This window comes from Mesorhizobium sp. WSM1497, assembly GCF_001672455.2.
GTDB lineage: Bacteria > Pseudomonadota > Alphaproteobacteria > Rhizobiales > Rhizobiaceae > Mesorhizobium > Mesorhizobium ciceri.
Map to the genome: position 1 here is coordinate 5,458,518 of NZ_CP021070.1, position 23,077 is coordinate 5,481,594.

At 62.2% G+C, this 23,077-nt stretch carries 24 protein-coding genes; 12 read left to right on the top strand and 12 right to left on the bottom strand.

Features of this window, described 5'->3' with window-relative positions; translation table 11 throughout:
- Window positions 1-13: 13 nt before the first annotated feature.
- Together A9K65_RS26895 and A9K65_RS26900 are read right to left on the bottom strand one after the other, a co-directional pair.
- Entirely contained in the window at window positions 14-1,108 is a 1,095-nt protein-coding gene (locus A9K65_RS26895) for an ABC transporter ATP-binding protein (protein ID WP_013532646.1), read from the bottom strand.
- Window positions 1,109-1,228: 120 nt separating this feature from the next.
- Complete coding sequence (locus A9K65_RS26900; RefSeq protein ID WP_013532647.1) at window positions 1,229-2,125, bottom strand: LysR substrate-binding domain-containing protein; 897 nt, start codon at window positions 2,123-2,125, stop codon at window positions 1,229-1,231.
- 84 nt (window positions 2,126-2,209) lie between these two features.
- Here A9K65_RS26900 and A9K65_RS26905 point away from each other — a divergent pair, with 84 nt between their 5' ends.
- The 5 genes from A9K65_RS26905 to A9K65_RS26925 all read left to right on the top strand — a co-directional run bounded on the left by A9K65_RS26905 (window position 2,210) and on the right by A9K65_RS26925 (window position 8,370).
- Window positions 2,210-3,829: a peptidase M20 gene (locus tag A9K65_RS26905; RefSeq protein ID WP_064993400.1), complete on the top strand. Its 1,620-nt coding sequence runs from the start codon at window positions 2,210-2,212 to the stop codon at window positions 3,827-3,829.
- Window positions 3,826-4,758 carry a dimethylarginine dimethylaminohydrolase family protein gene (locus A9K65_RS26910; protein WP_013532649.1) on the top strand — a complete coding sequence of 311 codons (933 nt, stop codon included), beginning with the start codon at window positions 3,826-3,828 and terminating at the stop codon, window positions 4,756-4,758. Before A9K65_RS26905 ends, A9K65_RS26910 begins: the two co-directional genes overlap by 4 nt.
- Before the next feature lie 150 nt (window positions 4,759-4,908).
- Window positions 4,909-7,062, top strand: coding sequence for a penicillin-binding protein 1A (locus A9K65_RS26915; protein ID WP_024505299.1), 2,154 nt, complete (start codon window positions 4,909-4,911; stop codon window positions 7,060-7,062).
- A 161-nt stretch (window positions 7,063-7,223) separates the two neighbouring features.
- Window positions 7,224-7,808, top strand: coding sequence for a DUF1214 domain-containing protein (locus A9K65_RS26920; protein WP_063171733.1), 585 nt, complete (start codon window positions 7,224-7,226; stop codon window positions 7,806-7,808).
- Entirely contained in the window at window positions 7,801-8,370 is a 570-nt protein-coding gene (locus A9K65_RS26925) for a DUF1254 domain-containing protein (protein ID WP_013532652.1), read from the top strand. The genes A9K65_RS26920 and A9K65_RS26925 overlap by 8 nt, the downstream gene beginning before the upstream one ends.
- 139 nt (window positions 8,371-8,509) lie before the next feature.
- Here the strand turns inward: A9K65_RS26925 and A9K65_RS26930 are convergent, their stop codons facing one another.
- Entirely contained in the window at window positions 8,510-8,698 is a 189-nt protein-coding gene (locus A9K65_RS26930; protein WP_013532653.1) for a hypothetical protein, read from the bottom strand.
- A 187-nt stretch (window positions 8,699-8,885) separates the two neighbouring features.
- Between A9K65_RS26930 and A9K65_RS26935 the strand changes: the two genes are divergently transcribed.
- On the top strand, window positions 8,886-9,920 hold the full coding sequence (locus A9K65_RS26935) for a hypothetical protein (protein ID WP_024505538.1): 1,035 nt from the start codon (window positions 8,886-8,888) through the stop codon (window positions 9,918-9,920).
- Here A9K65_RS26935 and A9K65_RS26940 read toward each other — a convergent pair.
- The 3 genes from A9K65_RS26940 to A9K65_RS26950 all read right to left on the bottom strand — a co-directional run bounded on the left by A9K65_RS26940 (window position 9,898) and on the right by A9K65_RS26950 (window position 12,820).
- The gene (locus A9K65_RS26940) at window positions 9,898-10,245 is read right to left on the bottom strand and encodes a DUF1491 family protein (RefSeq protein ID WP_064993401.1); all 348 of its coding nucleotides are present in this window, start codon (window positions 10,243-10,245) and stop codon (window positions 9,898-9,900) included. The genes A9K65_RS26935 and A9K65_RS26940 overlap by 23 nt on opposite strands.
- A gap of 69 nt (window positions 10,246-10,314) precedes the next feature.
- A complete protein-coding gene (locus tag A9K65_RS26945) occupies window positions 10,315-11,112 on the bottom strand; it encodes a peptidoglycan-binding protein (protein WP_013532656.1) in 798 nt (265 codons plus the stop codon).
- Window positions 11,087-12,820 carry an ATP-binding protein gene (locus A9K65_RS26950; protein ID WP_064993402.1) on the bottom strand — a complete coding sequence of 578 codons (1,734 nt, stop codon included), beginning with the start codon at window positions 12,818-12,820 and terminating at the stop codon, window positions 11,087-11,089. The genes A9K65_RS26945 and A9K65_RS26950 overlap by 26 nt, the downstream gene beginning before the upstream one ends.
- A 535-nt stretch (window positions 12,821-13,355) precedes the next feature.
- Here A9K65_RS26950 and A9K65_RS26955 point away from each other — a divergent pair.
- Both A9K65_RS26955 and A9K65_RS26960 read left to right on the top strand, forming a co-directional pair.
- Entirely contained in the window at window positions 13,356-13,709 is a 354-nt protein-coding gene (locus tag A9K65_RS26955; RefSeq protein ID WP_013532658.1) for a DUF5330 domain-containing protein, read from the top strand.
- A gap of 100 nt (window positions 13,710-13,809) precedes the next feature.
- Complete coding sequence (locus tag A9K65_RS26960; RefSeq protein WP_013532659.1) at window positions 13,810-14,238, top strand: SufE family protein; 429 nt, start codon at window positions 13,810-13,812, stop codon at window positions 14,236-14,238.
- Between the two features lie 92 nt (window positions 14,239-14,330).
- Here A9K65_RS26960 and A9K65_RS26965 read toward each other — a convergent pair whose 3' ends face one another.
- Window positions 14,331-14,756 carry a MucR family transcriptional regulator gene (locus tag A9K65_RS26965; protein WP_013532660.1) on the bottom strand — a complete coding sequence of 142 codons (426 nt, stop codon included), beginning with the start codon at window positions 14,754-14,756 and terminating at the stop codon, window positions 14,331-14,333.
- A gap of 444 nt (window positions 14,757-15,200) precedes the next feature.
- Window positions 15,201-15,569, bottom strand: a complete 369-nt coding sequence (locus tag A9K65_RS26970; protein WP_064993411.1) for a hypothetical protein — start codon at window positions 15,567-15,569, stop codon at window positions 15,201-15,203.
- 180 nt (window positions 15,570-15,749) lie between these two features.
- On the opposite strand from A9K65_RS26970, the gene A9K65_RS26975 reads away from it, so the two are divergent.
- The 3 genes from A9K65_RS26975 to A9K65_RS26985 all read left to right on the top strand — a co-directional run bounded on the left by A9K65_RS26975 (window position 15,750) and on the right by A9K65_RS26985 (window position 19,061).
- Window positions 15,750-17,873 carry a S9 family peptidase gene (locus A9K65_RS26975; RefSeq protein WP_013532662.1) on the top strand — a complete coding sequence of 708 codons (2,124 nt, stop codon included), beginning with the start codon at window positions 15,750-15,752 and terminating at the stop codon, window positions 17,871-17,873.
- Complete coding sequence (locus A9K65_RS26980; RefSeq protein ID WP_024505543.1) at window positions 17,870-18,496, top strand: LysE family translocator; 627 nt, start codon at window positions 17,870-17,872, stop codon at window positions 18,494-18,496. Before A9K65_RS26975 ends, A9K65_RS26980 begins: the two co-directional genes overlap by 4 nt.
- 157 nt (window positions 18,497-18,653) lie before the next feature.
- Window positions 18,654-19,061 (top strand): SET domain-containing protein-lysine N-methyltransferase, encoded by a 408-nt coding sequence (locus A9K65_RS26985; RefSeq protein ID WP_013532664.1) that lies wholly within the window; start codon window positions 18,654-18,656, stop codon window positions 19,059-19,061.
- A 1-nt stretch (window position 19,062) separates the two neighbouring features.
- Here A9K65_RS26985 and A9K65_RS26990 read toward each other — a convergent pair whose 3' ends face one another.
- The 4 genes from A9K65_RS26990 to A9K65_RS27005 form a co-directional block, all read right to left on the bottom strand.
- Entirely contained in the window at window positions 19,063-20,010 is a 948-nt protein-coding gene (locus A9K65_RS26990) for a cytochrome c (protein ID WP_064993403.1), read from the bottom strand.
- Window positions 20,011-20,019: 9 nt separating this feature from the next.
- Complete coding sequence (locus A9K65_RS26995) at window positions 20,020-20,460, bottom strand: cytochrome c (RefSeq protein ID WP_013532666.1); 441 nt, start codon at window positions 20,458-20,460, stop codon at window positions 20,020-20,022.
- 156 nt (window positions 20,461-20,616) lie between these two features.
- Entirely contained in the window at window positions 20,617-21,216 is a 600-nt protein-coding gene (locus A9K65_RS27000) for a superoxide dismutase (RefSeq protein WP_013532667.1), read from the bottom strand.
- A gap of 106 nt (window positions 21,217-21,322) precedes the next feature.
- A complete protein-coding gene (locus tag A9K65_RS27005) occupies window positions 21,323-22,201 on the bottom strand; it encodes a branched-chain amino acid aminotransferase (RefSeq protein WP_024505546.1) in 879 nt (292 codons plus the stop codon).
- A 157-nt stretch (window positions 22,202-22,358) separates the two neighbouring features.
- On the opposite strand from A9K65_RS27005, the gene A9K65_RS27010 reads away from it, so the two are divergent.
- A complete protein-coding gene (locus tag A9K65_RS27010; RefSeq protein WP_024505547.1) occupies window positions 22,359-23,021 on the top strand; it encodes a haloacid dehalogenase type II in 663 nt (220 codons plus the stop codon).
- The last annotated feature ends 56 nt before the right edge of the window (window positions 23,022-23,077 follow it).

A 23,077-nucleotide genomic window follows, 5' to 3' on the forward strand; every position in this document is an offset into this window, starting at 1 on the left:
CGCCACACCGTCGTCATTGCCCTCCATGCGGAAGGAGGAAACCCTTTTCCGCCGGCCAGGTGAGCCAGACGGAATTGCCCTTGCTGAGCGCTGCGGCCGCCACCTCGTTCGGCACCGAGACGGTAACCTTGGCGCCTTGCCGTGTCGTCAGGTCGAGCCGCGTCGCAGCGCCCAGATAGGTGGAGTTGGTGGCGGTAGCGGCGATGCCATTCTCGCCATCCGCCGCCTCGCCCGATATCGACATGTATTCGGGCCGGATCGCCAGGATGGCATCGCCGCGCACGAGTTCGGCCTTGCAGCCCATGCTGACCGCGCGGTCTTCGCAAAGGCCGGTCGAGCCATTGCCGGCAGGCTTGACGCCCTTCAGCGGCAGCATGTTGATTTCGCCGAGGAACTCGGCGACGAAGCGGTTGTCCGGCCGGTCGTAGACTTCGTCGGGCGCTCCAACCTGCAGCAGTTTGCCGTGGTTGAAGATGGCAACGCGCGACGACAGCGCCAGCGCCTCGCTCTGGTCGTGGGTGACGAAGACGAAAGTGGTTCCGGTTTCCTGGTGCAGCCGCTTCATCTCGGCCTGCATCTGGCCGCGCAGGCTCTTGTCGAGCGCCGAGAACGGCTCATCGAGCAACAGCACGCCAGGTTCGAACACCAGCGCACGGGCCAGCGCCACGCGCTGCTGCTGGCCGCCCGACAGTTGCGCCGGCAGTTTCTTCTCGTGGCCCTTGAGACCGACGCGCTCGATCATCTCGCCGACACGGCGCTTGATGTCGGCGGCCGGTTTCTTGCGCACCTTGAGTGGAAAGGCGATGTTGGCTTCGACGCTCATATGCGGGAACAGCGCGTAGCCCTGGAACACCATGCCGGCGGCACGTTGCTCTGCCGGTCGGTCGGTGATGTCGACGCCGTCGCTGAACAGCTTGCCCTCGGTCGGCTGCACGAAGCCCGCAAGGATCATCAGGAAGGTGGTCTTGCCCGAACCCGACGGCCCGAGCAGGGTCAGGAACTCGCCACGGCCGATATCGAGCGACAGATTGTCCAGCGCACGGAACGAGCCGAAGCTCTTGCCGATCCCGATTGCCTTGATCTCTGCGGCACGGCCGGGTTGCTGCATACTGCCCTTTCCCTAACGCTTGTCGAAATCGTAGGCAGGGTGCCGGCTCACCGCAACCGAATAGTTTTCGCGTGATCGGCAAATTCCATTCATCTATGGCGAGATGGCGCCGCCTTGCCCTCAATACGGCAGAATGCGGTTCTCCTGGAGTTTCGACCGCAGCCATCCCGCGAACGCTTCCAGCACCGGATGCGAGGCCTTGGCGTGTTCGGAGACCAGGAAATAGGAGCGCGGCGACTTGATCGCGATGTCGAACGGCCTGACCAGCCGGCCCTCGCTCAGCGCCCGCCGGCTGGTCAGTTCGTCGCCCATGGCGATGCCTTGCCCGGCAATCGCCGCCGAAAAGACCAGGTTCATGTCGGAAAAGAAGATGCCGCCCTCAATGTCGGGGTTTTCCACCTTGGACAGCGCCAGCCAGCGCGCCCAATCCTCGGTGTCGTCGAGATGCAGCAGGTTGGCGCGTAGCACGTCCGACGGCCGGGAAAACCCGCCGACCTTGTTGAGCAGCGTCGGGCTGCAGAGCGGCGTGAACGAGATTTCGCAGAGCGGCTCGACCGCCCGGTTCGGCCAATTGCCGACACCAAACGCAATGAAGGCATCGGCATCTGCGTTGCTGACATCGTCGAGCCGGCGCGGCGTCAGGATGCGCAGCGCCACGTCAGGATACATCTGCCGGAACTCGCCGATATGGGTGCACAAGAACAGCGAGGCGAAGCCGGGCGTGCAACTGACGGCGAACGAGCCGCCGACGCCGGTGCCGGCGTCCCGCGTCACCGCATCGCCCAAAACGGTGAGCGCCTTGCGCACGTCGCTGGCGTAGCGCTGGCCGCGCGGCGTCAGCGCCACGCCCTTGCCGATGCGTTCGAGCAGGTCGAAGCCGAGATCGCGCTCCAGCAGACGAAGCTGATGGCTCACGGCGCTGCGGGTCAGGTGCAACTCGTCGGCGGCGCGCCAGACGCTGCCATGGCGGGCGAAGCTGTCGAGCGCACGCAGCGCTTGTGTGGATGGTATACGCAAGGAGCCTCAGGTGAACCGAATTTGCACGAACCGGGAAAACATATCACTTTTTAGCGAACCGCTTCACTGCTTTCTTCTCATGCCATGGAGAAACCGGTGGCCACCTCGGCGCAAGCAACCGCCCTTGCCTGTCTCGACGGCATCCAGCCGTTGTTGTCCGCGTGGACACGCATCATCTTCGATCACGGCGAGACCGCGTGGCGGGAATATCAATCCGCCGCCTGGTATGTCGAGCGACTGAAACTCGAAGGCTTTTCTGTCGAAGAAGGCTCCGGCGGCATGCCGACCGCCTTCTGCGCTCATTGGACCAACGGCCCCGGCCCGACCATCGGCATGTACGCCGAATACGACGCGGTGCCGGGCAATTGCCAGGATGCCGCTACGGTCGAGCGTCCGCGCCGGGGACTTGGCAACCAGGCCGGCGGCCACACCGACCCGCATTCCGGGCTGGGTATTTCGAGCCTCGGCGGGCTGCTGGCGACCAAGGCCGCGATGCAGCGCCACGGCATATCAGGCACGCTGCGCTTCACCGGCGAGCCGGCGGAAAAGGTGCGTGGGTCAAAGCCGATCCATGCCGCCAAGGGCTATTATGACGGCCTTGCCGGCATGATCTCCTTTCATCCGTTCTACATGCTGCCGCTCTGCAACACGGCGCGCTGGGACACGCATTGCGGCGCGGCCTACGCGATGATCTATCGCTTCATCTGCGACCAACCGGAGCGCTGGGCGCTGGCTGCGGGCGCTGCACCCATTCCGCAAGCACATTCGGCGGCGCGCGCGCCCGGCGCCAACGACGCATTGATGATGATGTACATGGCCTCCAAGGCTCTGCGCGATTCCATGCTGCCTCACCAGGGCGGCTGGTCGATCAGCGAGGCGATCCTGACGGCGGGGCAAGCGACCGCCGACAATTTGCCGGCGGGGCTGACCGAGATTCAGTACATGATCCGCGTGCCGACGCTTGCCATGGCCGAGCAGGTCACCGCGGTGCTCGACCGCAATGCCGAGGCGGCGGCAGCGATGAGTGGTTGCCGCACCGAGCGGCATTGGGTGTCGAAGTCACGACCGGGACTTGCCAATCATGCCATGGCCGAGATCGCCTATGAAGCGCTGTCGACGGTCGGGCCGCCGCGCTGGGACGAAGACGCCAAGGCAGTCGCGCGCGAAATACAGGTCAATGCCGGGCGCATGGCGAGCGACGAGCCGTTCATCGAAGAGCTGGAGCGCCTGATCGAGCCGCAGGCGGCGGAAGCGATCCTGCGCCGCGACCTGCCGCCCTCGCAGGTCAATTCGACCTCCGACGACTACACCGACATGAGCTGGCACACGCCGACGGCGCGCTTCTATGTCGCCCGCCCGGCGCTGCGTTCGGAGACCGGCTATCCCTATCCAGCCTGGGTGATGAATGCGCTGGGCGGTATTTCGGCCACGATCGACCCGATGGTGGCCTGCGCCTCCCGCACGATCGCGCTCGCCGCCCTTCGCCTGCTGGAAGACCAGACTGCCCGCGAAGCGGCGATGGACGAGTTCGTTACCCGCACCGGCGGCGGCATCGGCGGTTCGAACTGGATCGCACCGCTTTGCGACTACGAGCCGCCGATCGGGTTTCGCTGGCCAGAATATGTCACCACTCCGCGTGGACGCGACTGGTGGATACCGAGCAATCAGACACCCCCAAGTCACCTCACGAGGAGCATCCCATGACCGTTCATGACCGCATTGTCGCCGAGCCGTTTTCGCTGCAGCGCCGCAACCCCGCCGGCGGCACCAAGCCGCTGACCGCCTGGGGGTTTGCCAACGAGACCGACGTGCTGACCGACGTCCTGCTCGGTTCGCCCAATTTCCTGCGGCATCTCTCGACCAGCTCGCTGTCGCGCAAGCACCTGCGCGAGGCGCCCTGCAACGTCCAGATCGCACAAGCACAGCACAAGGACCTGGTCGCCGCCTACGAGCATTTCGGCGTCAACATCCACTGGCACGAGCCGACGCCCGAGCTGCCGATGCAGGTCTATTCCCGCGATTCCAGCGTCATGACGCCCTACGGCGCCTTCATCACCGCCATGGCCAACTGGTGGCGGCGCGGCGAGAACTATGCCGCGATCCGCACCTATGAAAAACTCGGCATCCCGATCTACGACATGGTCACGGCTGGTACCTTCGAGGGCGGCGACTTCAACGTCATCGAGGACGGCGTCGTGCTGATAGGCTGCGGCGGCGCGCGCACGCAGGAGGAAGGTGCGCGCCAGGTGCAGGCCTGGTTCGACAAGGAAGGCTGGGAAACCCGCATCGCTTTCATCGACGAATATTACGTCCATATCGACCTGATGGTGGTGCCGATCGCCGAAAAACTGACCGCCGTCTGCCTTGCCTGCACCGAGCCCGGCATTGTCGACTGGCTGAAGGGCAAAGGCCACGAGATCATCGACGTGCCGTTCCAGGACACGATGGCGCTCGGCTGCAACTTCATGTCGCTGGGCAAGGACCGCGTGATCGCGCCGACCTCCAGCCAGTCGCTGATCGGCCAGCTCAAGGCCCGCGGTTTCGAGGTCGCGGCCGTCGACATGAGCGAGATTTCGAAGACCGGCGGCGGCATCCACTGCATGGCGCAGGCGCTGAAGCGCGAACCGGCCTGAGCCGGCTCGCCCCTCAGCAACAAACCCGATACTGTGTCTTCGCTGCCCTTGTGAGTGCTGGAAAAATGGAGGAATAGTCTTGCGGAATGCATCGCCCTGAAATTGCCGGTTTGCGGTACTCAGGTCGTGCAATTGCTAGCCGGATTCCGAATGGCCAGTCCCGAACCGCGCAAGAGAAGAGGTCCGATCGCCGCCCGGCTGCTGGCGCTCGACGCGTGGATCGATTCGTCGCTCTACGAGATCGGCTTCAAGGCGCGCCAGTTCTGGGAATCGGCGACGATCTTCTCGCGGCGCTTCCGCGTCAACGGCTGGCGCCGTGGCATCATCGAAGTGTTGAGCGAAGGTTTTACGCTCGGCGCCGGCGGCATCGTGGTGATGCTGGCGCTGGCCATTCCGGCTTTCCAGGATACGGCCGGCGACTGGCGCGCCCAGGGCGACTTCGCCGTCACCTTCCTCGACCGCTATGGCAACGAGATCGGCCAGCGCGGCATCATCCAGCGCGATTCCGTGCCGGTCGACGAGATGCCCGATCACGTCATCAAGGCGGTGCTTGCTACCGAGGATCGCCGCTTCTTCGATCACTACGGCATCGATGTGCTCGGCCTTTCCCGCGCCATCTTCGAGAATGTGCGGGCCAATTCCGTCGTTCAGGGCGGCTCGAGCATAACCCAGCAGCTGGCCAAGAACCTGTTCCTCACCAATGAGCGCACGCTGGAGCGCAAGATCAAGGAAGCCTTCCTGTCGCTGTGGCTCGAGGCCAATCTGTCGAAGAAGGAAATCCTGCAGCTCTATCTCGATCGAGCCTACATGGGGGGCGGTACGTTCGGCATCGAGGCGGCCGCCGATTTCTATTTCGGCAAGAGCGTCAAGGATCTGAACCTCGCCGAGGCGGCGATGCTGGCCGGGCTGTTCAAGGCGCCCACCAAATATGCGCCGCACATCAACCTGCCGGCAGCGCGCGCACGCGCCAATGTGGTGCTGTCCAACCTTGTCGATTCCGGCTTCATGACCGAGGGGCAGGTTCTGCAGGCAAGGCTGCATCCGGCCGACGTCGTCGACCGCGGCGAGCAGAAAAGTCCGGACTATTACCTCGACTGGGCATTCGACGAGGTCAAGAAGATCGCCAAACCGGGCCAGCACTCGCTTGTTGCCCACACCACCTTCGACGCGAACATCCAGAAGGCAGCGGAAGAATCGGTGGAGTTCCACCTGCGCCAGTTCGGCAAGGAGTACAACGTCACCGAAGGTGCCGTCGTCGTCATCGAGACCAACGGCGCCGTGCGCGCCATCGTCGGCGGCCGCGACTATGGCGCCAGCCAGTTCAACCGCGCCACCAAGGCGCTGCGCCAGACCGGCTCGTCATTCAAACCCTATGTCTATGCAACGGCGATGGAACACGGCTTCACGCCCAACTCCATCATCTCCGGCGGCCCGATCAGCTGGGGGTCCTGGTCGCCGCACAATTACAGCGGCGGATCGGCGGGCAATGTAACTCTGATCATGGCTATGGCCAAATCGATCAACACCGTGCCGGTTCGGCTGGCCAAGGATCACCTTGGCATCGGGCCGATCAAGGCCATGGCCGAGGCGATGGGCGTAGAATCGCCGCTCGAAGCGCACAAGACGATGGTGCTGGGCACCTCGGGCATGACGGTGATGGACCAGGCGACGGGCTACAGCGTGTTCGCCGACAACGGTTTCGTCGGCTTCCGGCACGGCATCAGCCAACTCGTCACCCGCACCGGCGAGGTGGTTTATGATTTCGCCAAGGATGCGCCGCCGCCACACCGGGTGTTGTCGGAGCAGGCGCTGAAATCGATGAACACCATGCTGGCGGCAGTACCGGTGATGGGCACGGCGCGGCGGGCCCAACTTCCCAACATCGTCGTCGCCGGCAAGACGGGCACGACGCAATCCTACCGCGACGCCTGGTTTGTCGGCTTCACCGGCAACTACACGGCGGCAGTATGGATGGGCAATGACGATTTCACGCCGACCAAGAACATGACCGGCGGCTCGCTGCCTGCGATGGTATGGCAGCGCCTGATGGTCTATGCGCACCAGAACATCGACCTCAAGCCGATCCCGGGCATCGACAAGCCCTTCGTCGACGAGGAGATCGCTGCCAAGGCCGAGGAAGCACAGAAGAAGAGCGACGCGCAGGCGGTGGCTGATGCAGCCGCCGAACGGCCGCCGGTGCTGTCCAGCCGCACGACGCAGACGCTGCGGGACATGACCAACCTGTTCCAGTCGGCGCCCGTCCTCAATACGCCTCAACCGCCGGAGACGCTGTCGGCGCTGTGATGGCGCGCCTGGAACACCCTCATCCGACCGAGCTTCGCTCGGCCACCGTCTCCCGCGGGGGGGAAGGAAGAGGCGGCTGCAATTCTACATCGGCCCGCTTGCCACAAGGCCCTGCGCCGCGATATCCCCGAGCGGCAACTCTTCGGTGTCCCCGGCCCTTCATGCTCAAAACTGCCTTCCTGACGTTGCTTTCGCTTGCCATAGCCATCATCGGCGGTGGCGGCAGCGTCTGGTATGCGCTGAAAGTCCAGGATGGCGTCGGCGCCATCCGGATCGGTCAATGGACAGCCTTTCCCGATATCGGCACGCCGTCCGCCGATCCTTATTCCAAGGCTCGCGTGGCGCGCGAGGGCGTGCTTGCACTCGGCCGTGCCGAGGGGCTGTCCTTCGTCGCCGAGCGAGACACGGGCGGCGCCGAGCTCAAGCGCGAATGCACCTACACCATCGAGGGCGGATTTCCGACGGCGCGGTTCTGGACGCTCTACGCCGCCGACCAGTCGCTCAGCGTGGTCGAGACCGGCAAATCCCGGCTGGCGGCGCTGCAATCCTACGGGGTGGTGCGCCAGCCCGACAATTCGGTGATCATTTCCGCCGGCCATCACCCGATGCCCGGCAATTGGCTGCTGACAGACGGCTTCGGCAGGATGTATTTCGTGCTGACCTTCTACGACACGCCAATCGCCAGCAGCACGGGCCTGTCGGACGTCTCGCTGCCGCGGATCGTCAAGGTCGGCTGCAATGCGTAGTTTTTATGCGGCGATGCGCAGACTTCTGCATGCCGTCCTGCTCGGCCTGCTCGGCGCCGGCATCGTGCACATCGCCGTGCTGCTTCTGGTGCCTGAATTTTCCGAACGCGACGCCTGGTCGCGGCTGTCCATGGCTTCGGATCTCTACAAGATGACGCGGCTCGATGCCGAGGCCGGTGGGGCGCCCGTGGTGAAATCCGTCGACCCGCTGTTTTATGCAACGGCGTGCCGGTTCGACCTGGGCGAAGGTTTGGTCCGCGTCAAGGCACCTGGACATGTCCCGTTCTGGTCGGTGTCGGTCTATGATCGCAGCGGCCACAACATCTATTCCTTCAACGACCACACAGCGACCGGCGGCGTTCTGGATGCCGTGGTGCTGACGCCGGCGCAGATGATCGACGTGCGCAAGGACCTTCCAGAGGATCTTCAGGGGGCGATCTTCGTCGAAGCGCCGATCGAGGAAGGCATCTTCGTCATCCGTGCCTTCGTCCCCGACAGCAGCTGGAAGCCGATCGTGTCGCGCTTCTTCGAACAGAGTTCCTGTGAGTTGCAGGACTTCTAGAACGTGACGCGTCTGAACGGATTCAGACGACCCGCTTCAGGTCTTTGTTTTCATGCATGTCGTTCTCCAAAACCGAGGTCACTTTTGGGCGACATGCACTAGACATGATCCCGGACCAAAGGTCCGTGGCCGCCGAAACTCAGTGGTGCGGGACCGGCTTCGTCCCTGGCGACCCCGTCTTGTCGGGATCGACCGGCCGCACTTCGCCGGCATGCGACCGCTCATAGCGGATGCCGGGAAAGATGATCACCGCCGCCGGCATTTCGGCGGTTTGCTTTGCTCTGGTGTTTGGTGCCGTACGCGGCACGAAAGACAGTACCATGCCCATGGTTCGCGCATTCCTCTCGGTTTCCCCGGAGCACAACGCAACGCCTCCAAATGTCATTAAGGCCGGCAGAGGGTTAACGGAACGCTAACGGATCGTCGCTAACTTGATCTTTGTTCTTGGTGCTCGCGAAACCGACACAATCCCGGTCGAGCGCGCCAAGCTTGTGTCGAGTACGGGCGTATCCTTCGTGTCATCTTCGGACTTCAGGCAAATCGCGGCACGAAAAGACTCGGGAAAGGCCGAAAGGCTATTCCGCGCCGCGGTGTCGGCGTTCTGCTCGCTCACCCGCCCTTCACGCCGCGAGATCGGCCAGCTCGAAGACCTGACGCTGCCGCTGTTCAATGACGTGTCCGTCGAATCCCGCCGTTACGTGGCAGCCGCCCTTTCCGAATGCGAATACGCACCCGCCGCCCTGGTGCGCCGTCTTTGCGAGGAACCGGTTGACATTGCCGCGCCGCTGCTCATCCGCTCACGCGCCGTCAGCGACATCGATCTCATCGCCCTGATCGGGCGGCATGGCCTGCCGCATGCGCGTGCCATTGCGCGCCGCAAGGGCTTGAACCCGACCATTGCTGACCTGATCAGGGCCCTCGAGAGGCCAACCCTGGTGCGCGCGCCGGACCCGGATGCGAACGCCGCTGGGGCAGACAAGATCGCGCCAGCGAGCGCGGATACCGCCTCCGGCGAGCCAGCCCGGGAACAGACACTCGGCATCGCGGCCGAGAATGCACGGCGCAGGCTGCGCTCGATGATGCGCACCGGCGACGAGAAGACAGCGACCGCCGAGCCTTTCAAGGGCGCCGACACCTATATGAAATTGCGCGAGACAGCGCTGACGGGAAACGCCGCGTTCTTCCAGACCGCGCTCGCCGATGCGCTCGACATCGATTTCGAGATCGCGCGATCGCTCACCGCCAACCAGAATTATGCCTCGCTGCTTGTCGCCTTGCGCTCGCTCGACCTCAGCGAAGACAGGGCCTTCCTGGTCACGGTTGCCGTCTATCCCAGCCAGTTCCCGCACCCGCAGGCTATCCGGACTTTCCTCGACCGCTACCGGCTGCTGCATCGCGAGGCGGCCCAGGACAAGATGCGGTCGTGGAGAGCGGAAATCCTTTCAAGGGTGGTTCGCGGCGCAGCACCTGCCAACAGCGATACACGCACCGCTTCGAACAGCGACGATGCGGCGGCTTCTTCCGGCCTCAGGGCGTCTTCACGGAAATAAGCTCCTCGACGGGCACGGCACCGGCCTCGATTTCGACCACCCAGATGTCGGGATCGAATTTTTTCTCCCGTTCCAGCCTGGCGTCGAGCACCGCGGGATCGTCACCAGCTCCGAGCAGAGTGAAAAACCGGTCGTCGGGCTTGGCCGAATCGTAGCTTGTCTGCGGCGCCGGCCCGAACAGGGCAACCTCACCCAGCCTGCCCCGCGCCAGCACGAACACAGCGCCGGCCTCGGTCGCGCCACGCTTGACCACGGCGGCAAATCCACCGGCGCCGAAAATCCGGCGCAACAGGGCCGAAACCCACAGATCCGATGTGACGCGCATGAGAGAGCTCCCGAAACTGCCGGTTCTCTATCGATATTTCCGCCGCTCGGCGAGCCGTCGTTTCGGCCGTCAGTTGGTCAGGCCGATCTCGCGCATCTTGACGTAGACGATCTCATCGGGCTCGCCGGTCTGCGGCAGCCCGAACAGCGACTGGAATTCCTTGATCGCCGCCTTCGTGCGCGCGCCGACGACACCATCCAGCTGCATGTCGTCATTGCCGAACGCCTTGAGCCCGGCCTGGATCTTGACGATGCGGGCATCGGGCGCTTGCGTCGCGGCATCCGCCTGCCCGGAATTTGTCTGTCCCGAACCTGTCTGCAAAGACACCGGAACGGCGGCCGGCATATCCGGGCGCGGCTGCGGCCTGGGCACGACGGAAGCTGTCTTCGGCGTCGCGCCCAGTTGATCGAGCAGAAGCGCGTCGATCTCGCCGGACGTGTTGAGCCCGACCTTCTGCTGATAGTCCTGGATGGCCTTGCGGGTGTTGGGTCCGGAAATGCCGTCAACCGTCCCGGAATAGAAATCGAGATCCTTCAATATGCCTTGCACCTGCTCGACAACCGGATCGCCCTTGATCGGTGCCGGCGCGCCGGATGGCCGCACGATGTTGAATGTCGTCTCCGGTTCGTCGGGCGTCGCGTGCGGAAAGCCCGCAATGCTGCGGGTCGCAAAAAATGCGCCGGCATGCGGGAAAGGTTGGTACCACAAGGCATTGGCCGAGACGTAGAACAGCGTCACCAGGAATGCCGTCGAGCCGCCCACCAGGACGGGATTGCGCGAGATCATGCCGCCGACGGCGACAGCGCCGTCCTGAAAGGCATTGCTGCGGCGCTTGACCGCCTTAGCCGGTTTTGCGGAGCGAGCCATCTCTGTCCCCTTTCGCCATCGCCACAGGCATGGTCAGCACGCCGGCTTTCTCCGCCTGATGTCCCTTCGGTCCGTTCACCGGCAGGCTGATGGTCACCGTGGTGCCCTCGCCTGGCATGCTTTCGATGGACATCGTGCCCTCGTGCAGCGCCACCAGGCCCTTGACCAGTGAAAGGCCAAGACCAGTCCCCTCGAAACGGCGCGTATAGTCGTTCTGGATCTGCATGAAGGGCTTGCCGAGATTGGCGAAATCCTCCTCGGCGATGCCGATGCCGGTGTCCCTGACCCAGAAATGCAGGCGCGAACCGATCCGCTTGGCGCCGACGACGACGTCGCCGCCGTCGGGAGTGAACTTGATCGCGTTGGAGACCAGGTTGATGAGCATCTGCTGCACGGCGCGCTGATCGGCATTGATGTCGCCGGCGTCCGGCGCGATCTGCGCCTGCAGATCGATGTTCTTGGCCTGCGCCTGCAGTTGCATCATCGACTGGCACATGTCGACCGCTTCCGCGAACCGGAACGGCTCGGGTTCGGTCGCATAGACGCCCGATTCAATCCTGGACACGTCGAGTATCGAGGTTACGACGGCGAGCAGATGCTGGCCCGAATCCCGTACCAAGCCGACATATTCTTTCTGGCGCGGATCCTTGAAGGCGCCGAACATCTCATGCAGCAGCATATCCGAGAAGCCGATAATGGCATTTAACGGCGTGCGCAGTTCGTGGCTGACCACCGCCAGGAAGCGTCCCTTCGCCACCTCGGCGGACGCGGCCGCCTCATTGGCTGCCGCCAGATCCTCGCGCAACCGGGCGATCTCGTCATTCTGCCTCAGGACGAACGTAAAGACATCACCCTGTTCCTCACCACGCACGAGATCAAGCGAGAACGGCCGGTAATTGTCGGCCGTCAGGCCATTGCCATTCTGAGGCAGCCGGATGCGCAATTCGAGCCGGCGCGACAGTGCGCCGTCGCGCATGTCGGCCATTGCGCTGAGATAGGAAACGCGATCCGACAGATGGACGCGATCGAAGAGGCCGTTTCCGGACAGCAGTTCGGGCGGCAGTTTCAAAAGCGTGCGCGCTTTTGGCGACGCGTCCAGGACCTCGCCATGACGGGCGACGCGCAAGACCACCGCATCGATGATGTCTTCGAGCCGGTCGGCAGTGTCGAGCACATCAGCCGCATCGGCCGTGTTTTGAAATGCCGATGCGCGCGGGATCAGTGTGAGCGTCCAGGCCAACGGCACCAACCAGTGCCACGCCGCGATCTGCGCTCCTGCGAACGGGAATACGGTTCCAGCCAAAGGCTGAGCCAAGATGGCGACAGCGGCCGACACGGCTCCCCACAGTGCCGCGCGCCGCGAAGCGCCGATCCACCAGGCTTCAAAAGGCAGCGCCACGACAAGCATGGCGACAGGCGAACTCAGCCCGCCCGCGGCGGCAATGAGACTGCCGAGAGAAATGCCGGCCAGCACCAGGGCGACCCAACTCGCTATCGCCATCTTGCCGGTCGCCGCCACCAGCAAGGCGACGAACCAGCACAGGCCAAAGGCGGCGAAGATGGCGGCCATGGTGACGGCGACGCCCATGCCTGAAGTAACCAGCGTGACCGCGGCACCGGCGACAAAGAAAGGAGCGGCGAGCATGACGCCGATAAAGCGGCGCTGGCGCTCGCGGTCGCTCCGCCCAAGGATGGACGGATGGACCATACGTTCGCAACCGGCCGAAATCGCGCCAGGCAATTCAACGTATCTGGCCTTGATTGAACTCAACTCAACGCACTCGCACTTGTCGTGGACAGCTCTGCTTTGCAGATGGTTCTGGTTGGCTTTGAAACTCGCATCCAGCGTTTAAGGAATGGATAAGGCAGGGCCGACCAGGGCCCGGCCTGCGGCAAATATCGGGATGCCGGCGGCCGAAAGCACGGACAAATGCAGCCATAGTAAACGGAGAGTTATCCGCCGACGGCACCCATCGGCCGGGCGCACTCGGCACCTGGACTTCCCTATTTCAAGGAAAACGCAGGGAAATCATGGGGATATATGGTTATTTGTTGTTAAGGAAAATTACTCGGATTTGAGACAAATCGATTGCAGAACGGTTCGTTTCGAATTTGCCTAAAATTTGAGGAAAATTCTCTCTTTGCCCGCAAGCCGTCCTTTGCGCCTGTGTGCCAAAATCCTGCCTACAAAAGAGGTCATGCCATATGGATGCATGATCCGGTCACGACGAGAGGGCAAGGGCATGGTCTTCCTCATAAGAATGGCTTTCTGGTTTTCGCTGGTGCTGCTGGCGCTGCCATTGAGTGTCGGCCCCGATGAAGCGGGGCATGAAAGCGTCGGACCGATCCAGGCCTTGTTTGCGGCACGCGAAGCGGTTGGCGATATCGCCGGCATTTGCGAACGCAAACCCGATGTCTGCGAGACCGGCAAGTCGGCGATGCACACCATTACCGCCCGCGCCAAAGAGACCGCCAAGATCGCGGCAGCGATGATGGACGACAAGTCCGCAGCCGGCCCCGACACGTCGACGATGACCGGCAGCGTGCCCGAAGGAATCGTCTTGCCCGAGACCGTCAACCTGCCGCCTCAGAATTAAGCCGTTTCGACGGCGCACCGCGGGCTGTCTGCCCTCTCGACGCCCGCGGTGTCCTTGTTTTTTCCGTGACGCGGAGCCGCCGCGTGACTATATCCCAGACATGACCACGACGATCCAGACGATCCGCGACGACTTCTCGTTCCTCGAGGAATGGGAAGACCGCTATCGTTATGTCATCGAACTCGGCGAGGCGCTGCCGCCGTTTCCGGACGAGCAGCGCAGCCCCGCCAACAAGGTGCCGGGATGCGTCAGCCAAGTCTGGCTGACCACTGAACGCGGAGCTGGAGCCGATCCTGTCATCACCTTCTCCGGCGATTCGGACGCTCATATCGTGCGTGGGCTGGTCGCGATCATGCTGGCGCTGTTTTCCGGCAGGACCGCCAGCGAAATCCAGAAGACCGATGCGGAAGCGACATTGAAAGAACTCGGCCTCGACGAACATCTGTCGCCGCAGCGCGCCAACGGCCTTCGCTCAATGGTCAAGCGCATCAAGCGCGACGCCGAGGCAGCGCTCAAGCAGACCGCCTGACGCTTCCCGACCCGATCCGCGCGTCGCGGCTCGCAAAAATCAAACGGCGCCCGAAGGCGCCGTTGATGTCGATCCGATCTGGCTGGCAGCAATTACCGCGCTTTGCGCTTGCGGCCGAGACCCATCTTCTTGGCGAGTTGGGACCGGGCAGCTGCATAGTTGGGTGCAACCATCGGATAGGTAGGGTCGAGGTTCCACTTTTCGCGATACTGGTCCGGCGTCAGGTCATAGTGGGTCATCAGGTGGCGCTTCAGCGACTTGAACTTCTTGCCGTCTTCAAGGCAGACGATGTAGTCGTCATGAACCGACCGCTTCGGGTTGACCGCCGGCTTCTGCTTGTCGGCAGGCGGCTGTTCGGCGGTTCCGCCCACACGCCCGAGTGCGGCATGGACATCGGATATCAGGTTCGGCAGTTCGCCGACCGGCACGGGATTGTTGCTGACATAGGCGGCCACCACATCGGCGGTCAATTCGATCAGCGCATCGCTGTTTCTGGAAGGTGTTTCGACAATATCCATGGTCTTCGGTCCCCAACAAGAGTTACATCGATCTGCGCCCTTTTTTACAAGCAGGGCATCGCACGAATTTTGTGCAGGTAGAGTTTCTACGATTCGTGTCGCGGGCACATCAATGAGCGTGCAGACCAAGTAAGTCAATTCGCCCCTCGCGCTATATTGAACGATATTGATCAAATGTTCCGCGATCAGCTTCAATCTTTCGTGCATTGTGTAATTTATCGATATTTCGCGTTCCCGTCGGCGGCGGCTGACGCAACGTCAGATCGCCGTTACATTCGTGGCAACTCACGAAACGGGTTTTAATGTTTGATCTTGCTTGGCTATCGCTCGAGAAATATTGGTTGTTCGCATTTGTCCACAAAACCACAGGTTGCCGTGGTCATACACAAGCAATCAGGCGACATGCCAGTCACCCGACCGATCGGCTGATTGCTGCCGCGTCAATCAATGCGGGATGATGTATTTGCCATAGGCCCAGCCGGTGACGAAATTGCCGTTCTGGACCGGATCATGCCAGACTTCGCACCAGCGATAGCGAATCTTTTGTGCCTGCTTCCATGCCGGCTGGTTGGCGATGTCGAGCAGGTTTATTCCGCCGGTGCATCGCCCGGTCATCTGCAGAACGGTACCGTTCGGATATCCCGCCTGCTTTTGGGATGTGCCCGAAGGGTATTTGCGTATATTGAGCGTGTCGCCGAACGGGACATTGGCCACTTGCCAAGCCGCGAATACGGTCGCATGAGACTGGCCGGCAAAGCCAAGAGTTAGCGAAGCAACGGCGAAAGCCGCAGCAGTCCGAGACCAAATAGTCATCATCTCTCCTCCCGGCTCATCTCCTGGAGCCGACACAACCCATACGCTCCGGCTCTTGAACCTGCCCTGATCGGCGTGTTCATTTGCCATTCAAGATATTTCTCCATTCGAGATGGCCCTTCAAGATACTGGCCCATTGAAGATACTGGCCCATTGAAGATACTGGCAAAGCGAGACGCAATGACAAAGACATCCATATTTCCGATCGTCAGCCCGCCAACGCCCGAGAAGCGGCCGGTTTCCGACACGCATCACGGCATCACGCGAACCGACGACTATGCCTGGCTACGGGCCGATAACTGGCAGGAGATGTTCCGCGACCCGTCATTGCTCGATGCGGGGATCCGCGCAGAACTCGAGGCGGAGAATGCTTACCAGTCGAAGCTGATGGCCGATACGGTCGAACTGCAAAAGCAGCTTTTCAAGGAGATGAAGGGCCGTATCAAGGAAGACGATTCTTCCGTGCCGATGAAGGATGGGCCCTATGCCTACGGCTCGTCCTTTAAACTTGGTGGCGAGCAGCCGCGCTATTTCCGCATGTCGCGCGACGGCGGCGCCGAGCATATCCTGCTCGATGGCGACGCGGAGGCCGCGGGCAAGGCCTATTTCCGTCTTGGCGGTGTCGACCACTCGGCCGACCACGCCAAGCTGCTATGGGCATTCGACGACAAGGGCTCCGAATTCTACACGCTTCGCGTGCGCGACCTTGCCGATGGCAAGGAGCTTGCCGACCAGATCCCCGACACCGGCGGTTCAGGCGTCTGGAACGCAGGCAATGACGGCTTCTTCTACACGCGTCTCGATCCCAACCATCGCCCGTCCAAGGTACTGTTCCATGCGCTGGGCGACAGCCCGGACAGCGACCGGCTGATCTATGAGGAAACCGATCCCGGCTTCTTCATGAATGTCGACGGCACCCGCAACAACGAATGGATCATGATCGGCATCAACGATCACGAGACTTCGGAATACCGCCTGATGCGCGCCGACGATCCGTTTGCCGAACCGAAACTGGTGTCGCCGCGCGAGGTTGGCCTTCAATACGAGCTGGAAGAAGGCGGCGATATCTTCTTCATCCTGACCAATGCCGACGGCGCCAAGGACTTCAAGATCATGACGGCGCCGGCGAGCGATCCCGTGCGCGCCAACTGGCAGGAACTGGTGCCGCACGAGCCCGGCCGGCTGATCCTGTCGGTGATCGGCTTCAGGGACCACATGGTCCGGCTCGAACGCAAGGAAGGCCTGCCGCGCATTGTGGTGCGCGACCGTATCAGCGGCGAGGAGCATCTTCTGTCCCTCGACGAGGAGGCCTTCTCGCTCGGCCTGTCGGGTTCCTATGAGTACGACACCGAGATTATGCGCTTTTCCTACTCGTCGATGACGACGCCCGCGCAGGTGTTCGACTATAACATGCGCACCCGCGAGCGGGTGCTGCTGAAGACCCAGGAAGTGCCGTCCGGCCATGATGCGGACCATTATGTCACGCGGCGGCTGATGGCCCCGGCCAGCGATGGCGAACTGGTGCCGATCTCGCTTTTGCATCATCGCGACACGCCGCTGGACGGATCCGCACCTTGCCTGCTTTACGGCTACGGCTCCTATGGCATCACCGTGCCGGCCGCCTTCAACACCAACTGGTTCTCGCTGGTCGACCGCGGCTTTGTCTTCGCCATTGCTCACGTTCGCGGCGGCAAGGACAAGGGCTATGGCTGGTACGATGACGGCAAGCGGGAGAACAAGATGAACACGTTCACCGATTTCATCGCCGTCGCGCGCCATCTGGTCACCGAGCGTTACACGGCGCATGACCGTATCGTCGCGCAAGGCGGTTCGGCCGGCGGCATGCTGATGGGTGCCGTCGCCAACATGGCGCCGGATTGTTTTGGCGGCATCGTCGCCGAGGTTCCCTTCGTCGATGTGCTCACCACCATGCTCGATGCGACCCTGCCACTGACGCCGCCGGAATGGCCCGAATGGGGCAACCCGATCGCGTCCGCCGACGACTATCGGACGATCGCTGCCTATTCGCCCTACGACAATGTCTCTGATCACGACTATCCGCCGATCCTGGCGCTGGCCGGTCTCACCGATCCGCGCGTCACCTATTGGGAACCGGCCAAATGGGTGGCCCGGCTGCGCGACCGCAAGAGCGGCGACAATCCGGTTCTGTTCAAGATCAATATGGATTCCGGCCATGCAGGCGCTTCCGGCCGGTTTTCGCGGCTGGAAGAGATCGCCTACACCTACTCCTTCGCGCTGAAAGTGATGGGCAAGGCGCAGCTTACGGGAGCAACCAACAAATGATCGACCTGACCACCCTGATCGCCTACATCGCGGTCGTGCTCGGCTTCGTCTTCATTCCAGGCCCCGCCACCCTGCTGACGATCGCCCGGGCAACGAGTTCCGGAACCAAGGTCGGCATCGCGACGGGCGCCGGGATCGCTGCCGGCGACGTCTTTCATACCGTCATGGCCATGATCGGCATCTCGGCGATCATCGCCGCGTCGGCGACGCTGTTCAGCGTCATCAAGTACATCGGCGCGGCCTACCTGGTTTATCTCGGCATTCGCGCGATCATCGAGAAAACACCGGCCAACCCGGCGGCCGGTGCGCTCGCGATCTCCGCCGGCAAGGCGTTTCGACAGGCTGTCCTGACCGAAGTGCTCAACCCCAAGACCGCTCTGTTCTTCCTCGCTTTTCTGCCTCAGTTCGTGCGGCCTGAAAACGGATCGGTGATGCTTCAGATGACCGCGTTGGGGGTCATCTTCGTCATACTGGGCCTTTTCAGCACGGTCGTCTTTGCCGTGAGCGCTGGCCGGCTCGGCACGTTCCTGCGCCGAAATCCGTCGGTGTTACGATTGCAGGGCAAAGTTGTCGGCGGCATCTACTGCGCTTTGGGCGTCCGTCTGGCGCTGCAGCAACGCTGACTCTGGACGATAATCGACGCACCCTTTCCAGAGGGCTGGGTGTCAGGACTTTTTGAAGCTCCCGTCGCTCATTTTCACTCGCAATTGCGACGACCGCGCGCTACCCAGTGCGCGGCTTTTCCCGGCCTGACAGCCTTCAATCGCGTAAAGGTTCATTATGCTGCTCGTCGACGTCTATCTCGACAAATCACCCATCCAGGGAATCGGCGTCTTTGCCAAGAACCACATTCCTCGCGGTACTCTGATCTGGAAGTTAGACCCAAGGTTCGATCGGCTCATCGAGGTCGAGACTTATGAGCGGGCGGCCGGCCCGGTGAAGAGCTATCTCGACCGCTACTCCTATCCTGACCGCCGCGATCCGAACTACATCGTCTTCGAAGCCGACGACGCGCGCTACATGAACCATGCCGACGAGCCTAATTGCGACGTCTCCTCACCCGAGGAGAGTTTTGCGCTGCGCGACATCGCGCCTGGCGAAGAGTTGACCTGCAACTACAACCATTTTTTCGAAACGGGCTTCGATTTTCTCGGTGACCGCCACCTGTCATCCGCAGACTCGATCTAGACTAGTTCGCCCTCTTGCGGGCCGGATAGCCGTTTGGATGCGCGGGTATCGCCTTGAGATAGGCGGCGATGGCAGCACGGTCCTGCGGCGCCAGCTCGGCCATGTTTCGCTGCACGTCGACCATGGCGCCGCCGACGGAATCAAAATCGGGCGTGAAGCCGGTTTCGAGGTAGTTGACGATGTCGGCTTCCGACCAATCGCCTATACCGCCCTCGCCCGATGTGATGTTCGGCACGACGCCGCTGCCTTCGGCAGCCACCGCACCGGCCAGCCACACGTTCTTTTTCGCACCACCTGCGAGGTCGCGCGGCGTGTGGCATTCGCCGCAATGGCCCGGCCCCTCGACCAGATAGCGGCCGGCCATGACCGGATCGGGCGTGGCAGCGGGAAATGGAACGACCGGCTGGTCGCTAAGATAGAGCAATTTCCACAGGCCGATGCCGCGACGAATGTTGAAGGGAAAACCGAGCGAATTTGCAGGCGCCTTGCCAGCGACGGCCGGCAGCGTCTTGAGGAAGGCATAGAGATCGCCAATGTCGGCCGGATTCATGCGCGCGTAGGACGTATAGGGAAACGCCGGATAGAAGTGTCGGCCCGAAGGCGACACGCCCTTCAGCATGGCATTGGCGAGGTCCTCGACCGACCATGCGCCGATGCCGTCCTTGGCGTCTTGCGAAATGTTGGGCGGCACGAAGGTTCCGAACGGCGTCTTGAGCTCGAGACCGCCCACGAGTTGAAGCCGCGCATCGCCCTGTGAGCCCGGCTTTGCATGGCAGGATGTACAACCGCCGGCATAAAAAATGCGCTTGCCCCTGGCTGCGTCGCCAGGACCGAGCTTGGCCAGGGTCTCCCTGTCGAGCCTCACCGGCGCCGACCCGACCCACCCGGCAACCGCGCCGACGCCGCCGAGGATGACGATGGCGCCGACGAGTTTCTTTAGCCAGGGCATCGCCCGCTATCAGCCTTTTTTCACCCGGTAGGTCTGGTGGCAGGTGCCGCAATCGGAGCCGATGGCGCCGAATTGCGCCTTCAACGCATCGACGTCGGCAGGAGCGGCAGCGGCCGCTGCCTTGACGTCGGCGACATATTTGGCGTTGGTGGCCTTGAAGCCGGCCATGTCTTCCCAGATCTTCGGCGACGCAGTGGTATCGCCGCCCGTGTCGCTGCCCGCCGGAAACAGCGCGTCTACGTCGACTTTCTCGGCATTCGCATGCAGCGCCTGCAGCGCCGTCAGCACCGCGGCGGCATCAAACGGCTCCTCGCCCTTGACCACTTTCGACAGGCCGCCGACGATCTTTCCACGTTCCTTCATCAGTGCCTGCCGGTCGAGGATCGGGTCGGCAAAGGCCGCCGAAGCCGCGAGTGCGAGCATAGAGATGGCGATAACAAGCTTTCTCATTCAATTGGCTCCATGATGAAGGCATTTCGGGACAGGACGTCAACGGATGTTACAGAGGGAAAATTCCCTTCCCCTTGATGATTTTTGCCGGACCTTTGCTCTTGCGGGACGCAGAAAAGAAAAGCCCCGGGTAATACCGGGGCTTCTGGAAATCGATCACTTCGCCTTTTCGTACAATTCCAGGACATGGTCCCAGTTGATCAGGCTGTCGACGAACGCCTCGAGATATTTCGGCCGGGCGTTGCGGTAGTCGATGTAGTAGGAGTGCTCCCAGACATCGACGCCGAGGATCGGCGACGCGCCATGGACGAGCGGGTTTTCGCCGTTCGGTGTCTTGGAGATCGCCAGCTTGCCATCCTTGACCGAGACCCAGGCCCAGCCGGAGCCGAACTGTGTCGTGCCAGCGGCAATGAAGTCGGCCTTGAACTTGTCGTAGCCGCCGAGATCGCTATCGACTGCCTTCTGCAAGGCGCCCGGCAGCTTGTTGCCGCCGCCGCCTTTCTTCATCCACTTCCAGAAATGGATGTGGTTGTAATGCTGGGCGGCATTGTTGAAGAGGCCGGCATTCTTGCCGAACGACTGCTTGACCACCTCTTCGACCGACAGATCGCCCAAGCCGGCCTCGGCGGCGAGTTTGTTGCCGTTATCGACATACGCCTTGTGGTGCTTGTCGTGGTGATATTCCAGCGTCTCTTTCGACATGTAAGGCTGCAAGGCCTCATAGTCGTAAGGCAGAGCGGGCAATTCAAAGGCCATGGATAGTACTCCCTCGTGGAAAAATCCGGTGTCGATACCGGAGTAAGATAGGACTGGAATGGGTTGGGACAACTCCGGATGAAGCGTCGATCGCCTTTTTATCCGCTCAAACAGCAGAAGTCGAATGCGCCCAATCCCAATAGAGTTCGCGCGCTTTTTTGGCCACCGGCCCGGGTTGCAGATTGCGATCCTCGATGCGCGTGATCGGCACCACCTTGGAATGGTTCCCGGTCGAAAAAATTTCGTCTGCTTCGAGGAAATCGCGCACCGACAGCGTCTTTTCCGTGGTCCTGAAGCCATATTCGCCGAGCAGCGCTATCGTGCGCGAGCGGGTGATGCCGGATAGGAAGGTGCCGTTCGGCGCAGGCGTAAAGACGTGGCCATCCTTGACCAGGAAGATGTTCGAGGTTCCGGTCTCGGCGACGTTGCCCAGCATATCGAGCACCATTGCGTTGTCGAAGCCGCGCATCTTGGCTTCGAGAATGGCCCTACCGTTGTTGGGGTAAAGGCAGCCGGCCTTGGCGTTGGTCGGCATGGTTTCAATGGTCGGACGCCGGAACGGCGACACGGTCACCGAAAAGCCAGTCGCCGGAATCATCGGTGATTCATAGAGGCAAAGGCAAAAGCGCGTCGAGGCGGGATCGGCCGGCACGCCCATATAGCCGCCATGCTCGGCCCAGTACATCGGCCTGATATAGACCGCCGTCTTGCCGTCGAACTTCTTCAACCCATCCCATGTCAGCCCGACGATCTTGTCGGCGCTCATGTTCGGCTTCAGGCCGAGCGCAATCGCCGAGGAATTCACCCTGGCTGCGTGGAAGTCGAGATCCGGCGCCACGCCTTCGAACCAGCGGCCGCCGTCAAAAACGCTGGTGCCGAGCCACATGGCGTGGCTGCGCGGCCCCAGAATGGCGACGTTGCCTTCGTGCCAATCACCATCGACGAAAGTCCATGTCGTGGATTGCGCCGCAGCCGCCAGTGTCATCATCTCGTCCCGTCTCAATCGGTCTCGTGTGACAGCCATTGGAAGATGCTTTGGCGGGCGCCGTCAACCGGCATCATGGAGTTTTGTTGAGGCCAGTGCCGGGGCGCAATGCAATCAAAGCTTGCACCTTGTCGCGCCTGCCCTCAAAACTGCTGTCATGCAATACGCCGCCTATGTCTTCGACGCCTATGGCACGCTGTTCGACGTGCATGCCGCCGTGCGCCGTCATGCCGACCGGATCGGGCCGGACGGCCAATTGCTGTCCGAGATCTGGCGCGCCAAACAGCTCGAATATTCCTGGGTGCGCACGCTGATGGGCGCCTATGCCGATTTCTGGCAACTGACCGAACAGGCGCTCGATTTCGCCTTGCGCAAGGTTCCCTCGGCCGACCCCGGTCTCAAGGCGATATTGCTGGATGCCTATTGGCGGCTCGATTGCTATCCGGAAGTGCCGGCCGTGCTCAAGGCGCTCAAGGCTTCGGGAGCGAGGCTGGCGATCCTGTCCAACGGCTCGCCCGAAATGCTGCAGGCGGCGGTCAAATCCGCCGCGCTCGACCAGGTTCTGGACGATATCTATTCCGTCGATACGGTGCGGCGCTTCAAGACCGATCCGGCGGTCTACGACATGGTCGCCACCGGCTGGCGCCTCTACCCCGGCGCGGTTTCCTTCCAGTCGTCCAATCGCTGGGACATTGCAGGCGCCACCAAATTCGGCTTTCGCACGGTGTGGATCAACCGCTCCAACCAGCCCGAAGAATACCGGGACTTCCCACCGGCCCTGATCCTGCCGTCGCTCGAAGCCCTTGTGCCCGGCAGCTAAGAGACCTGTGTCTCTGGCGCCACAGTAACAGCCTGGTCACAGCTTCGCCTTTCTTT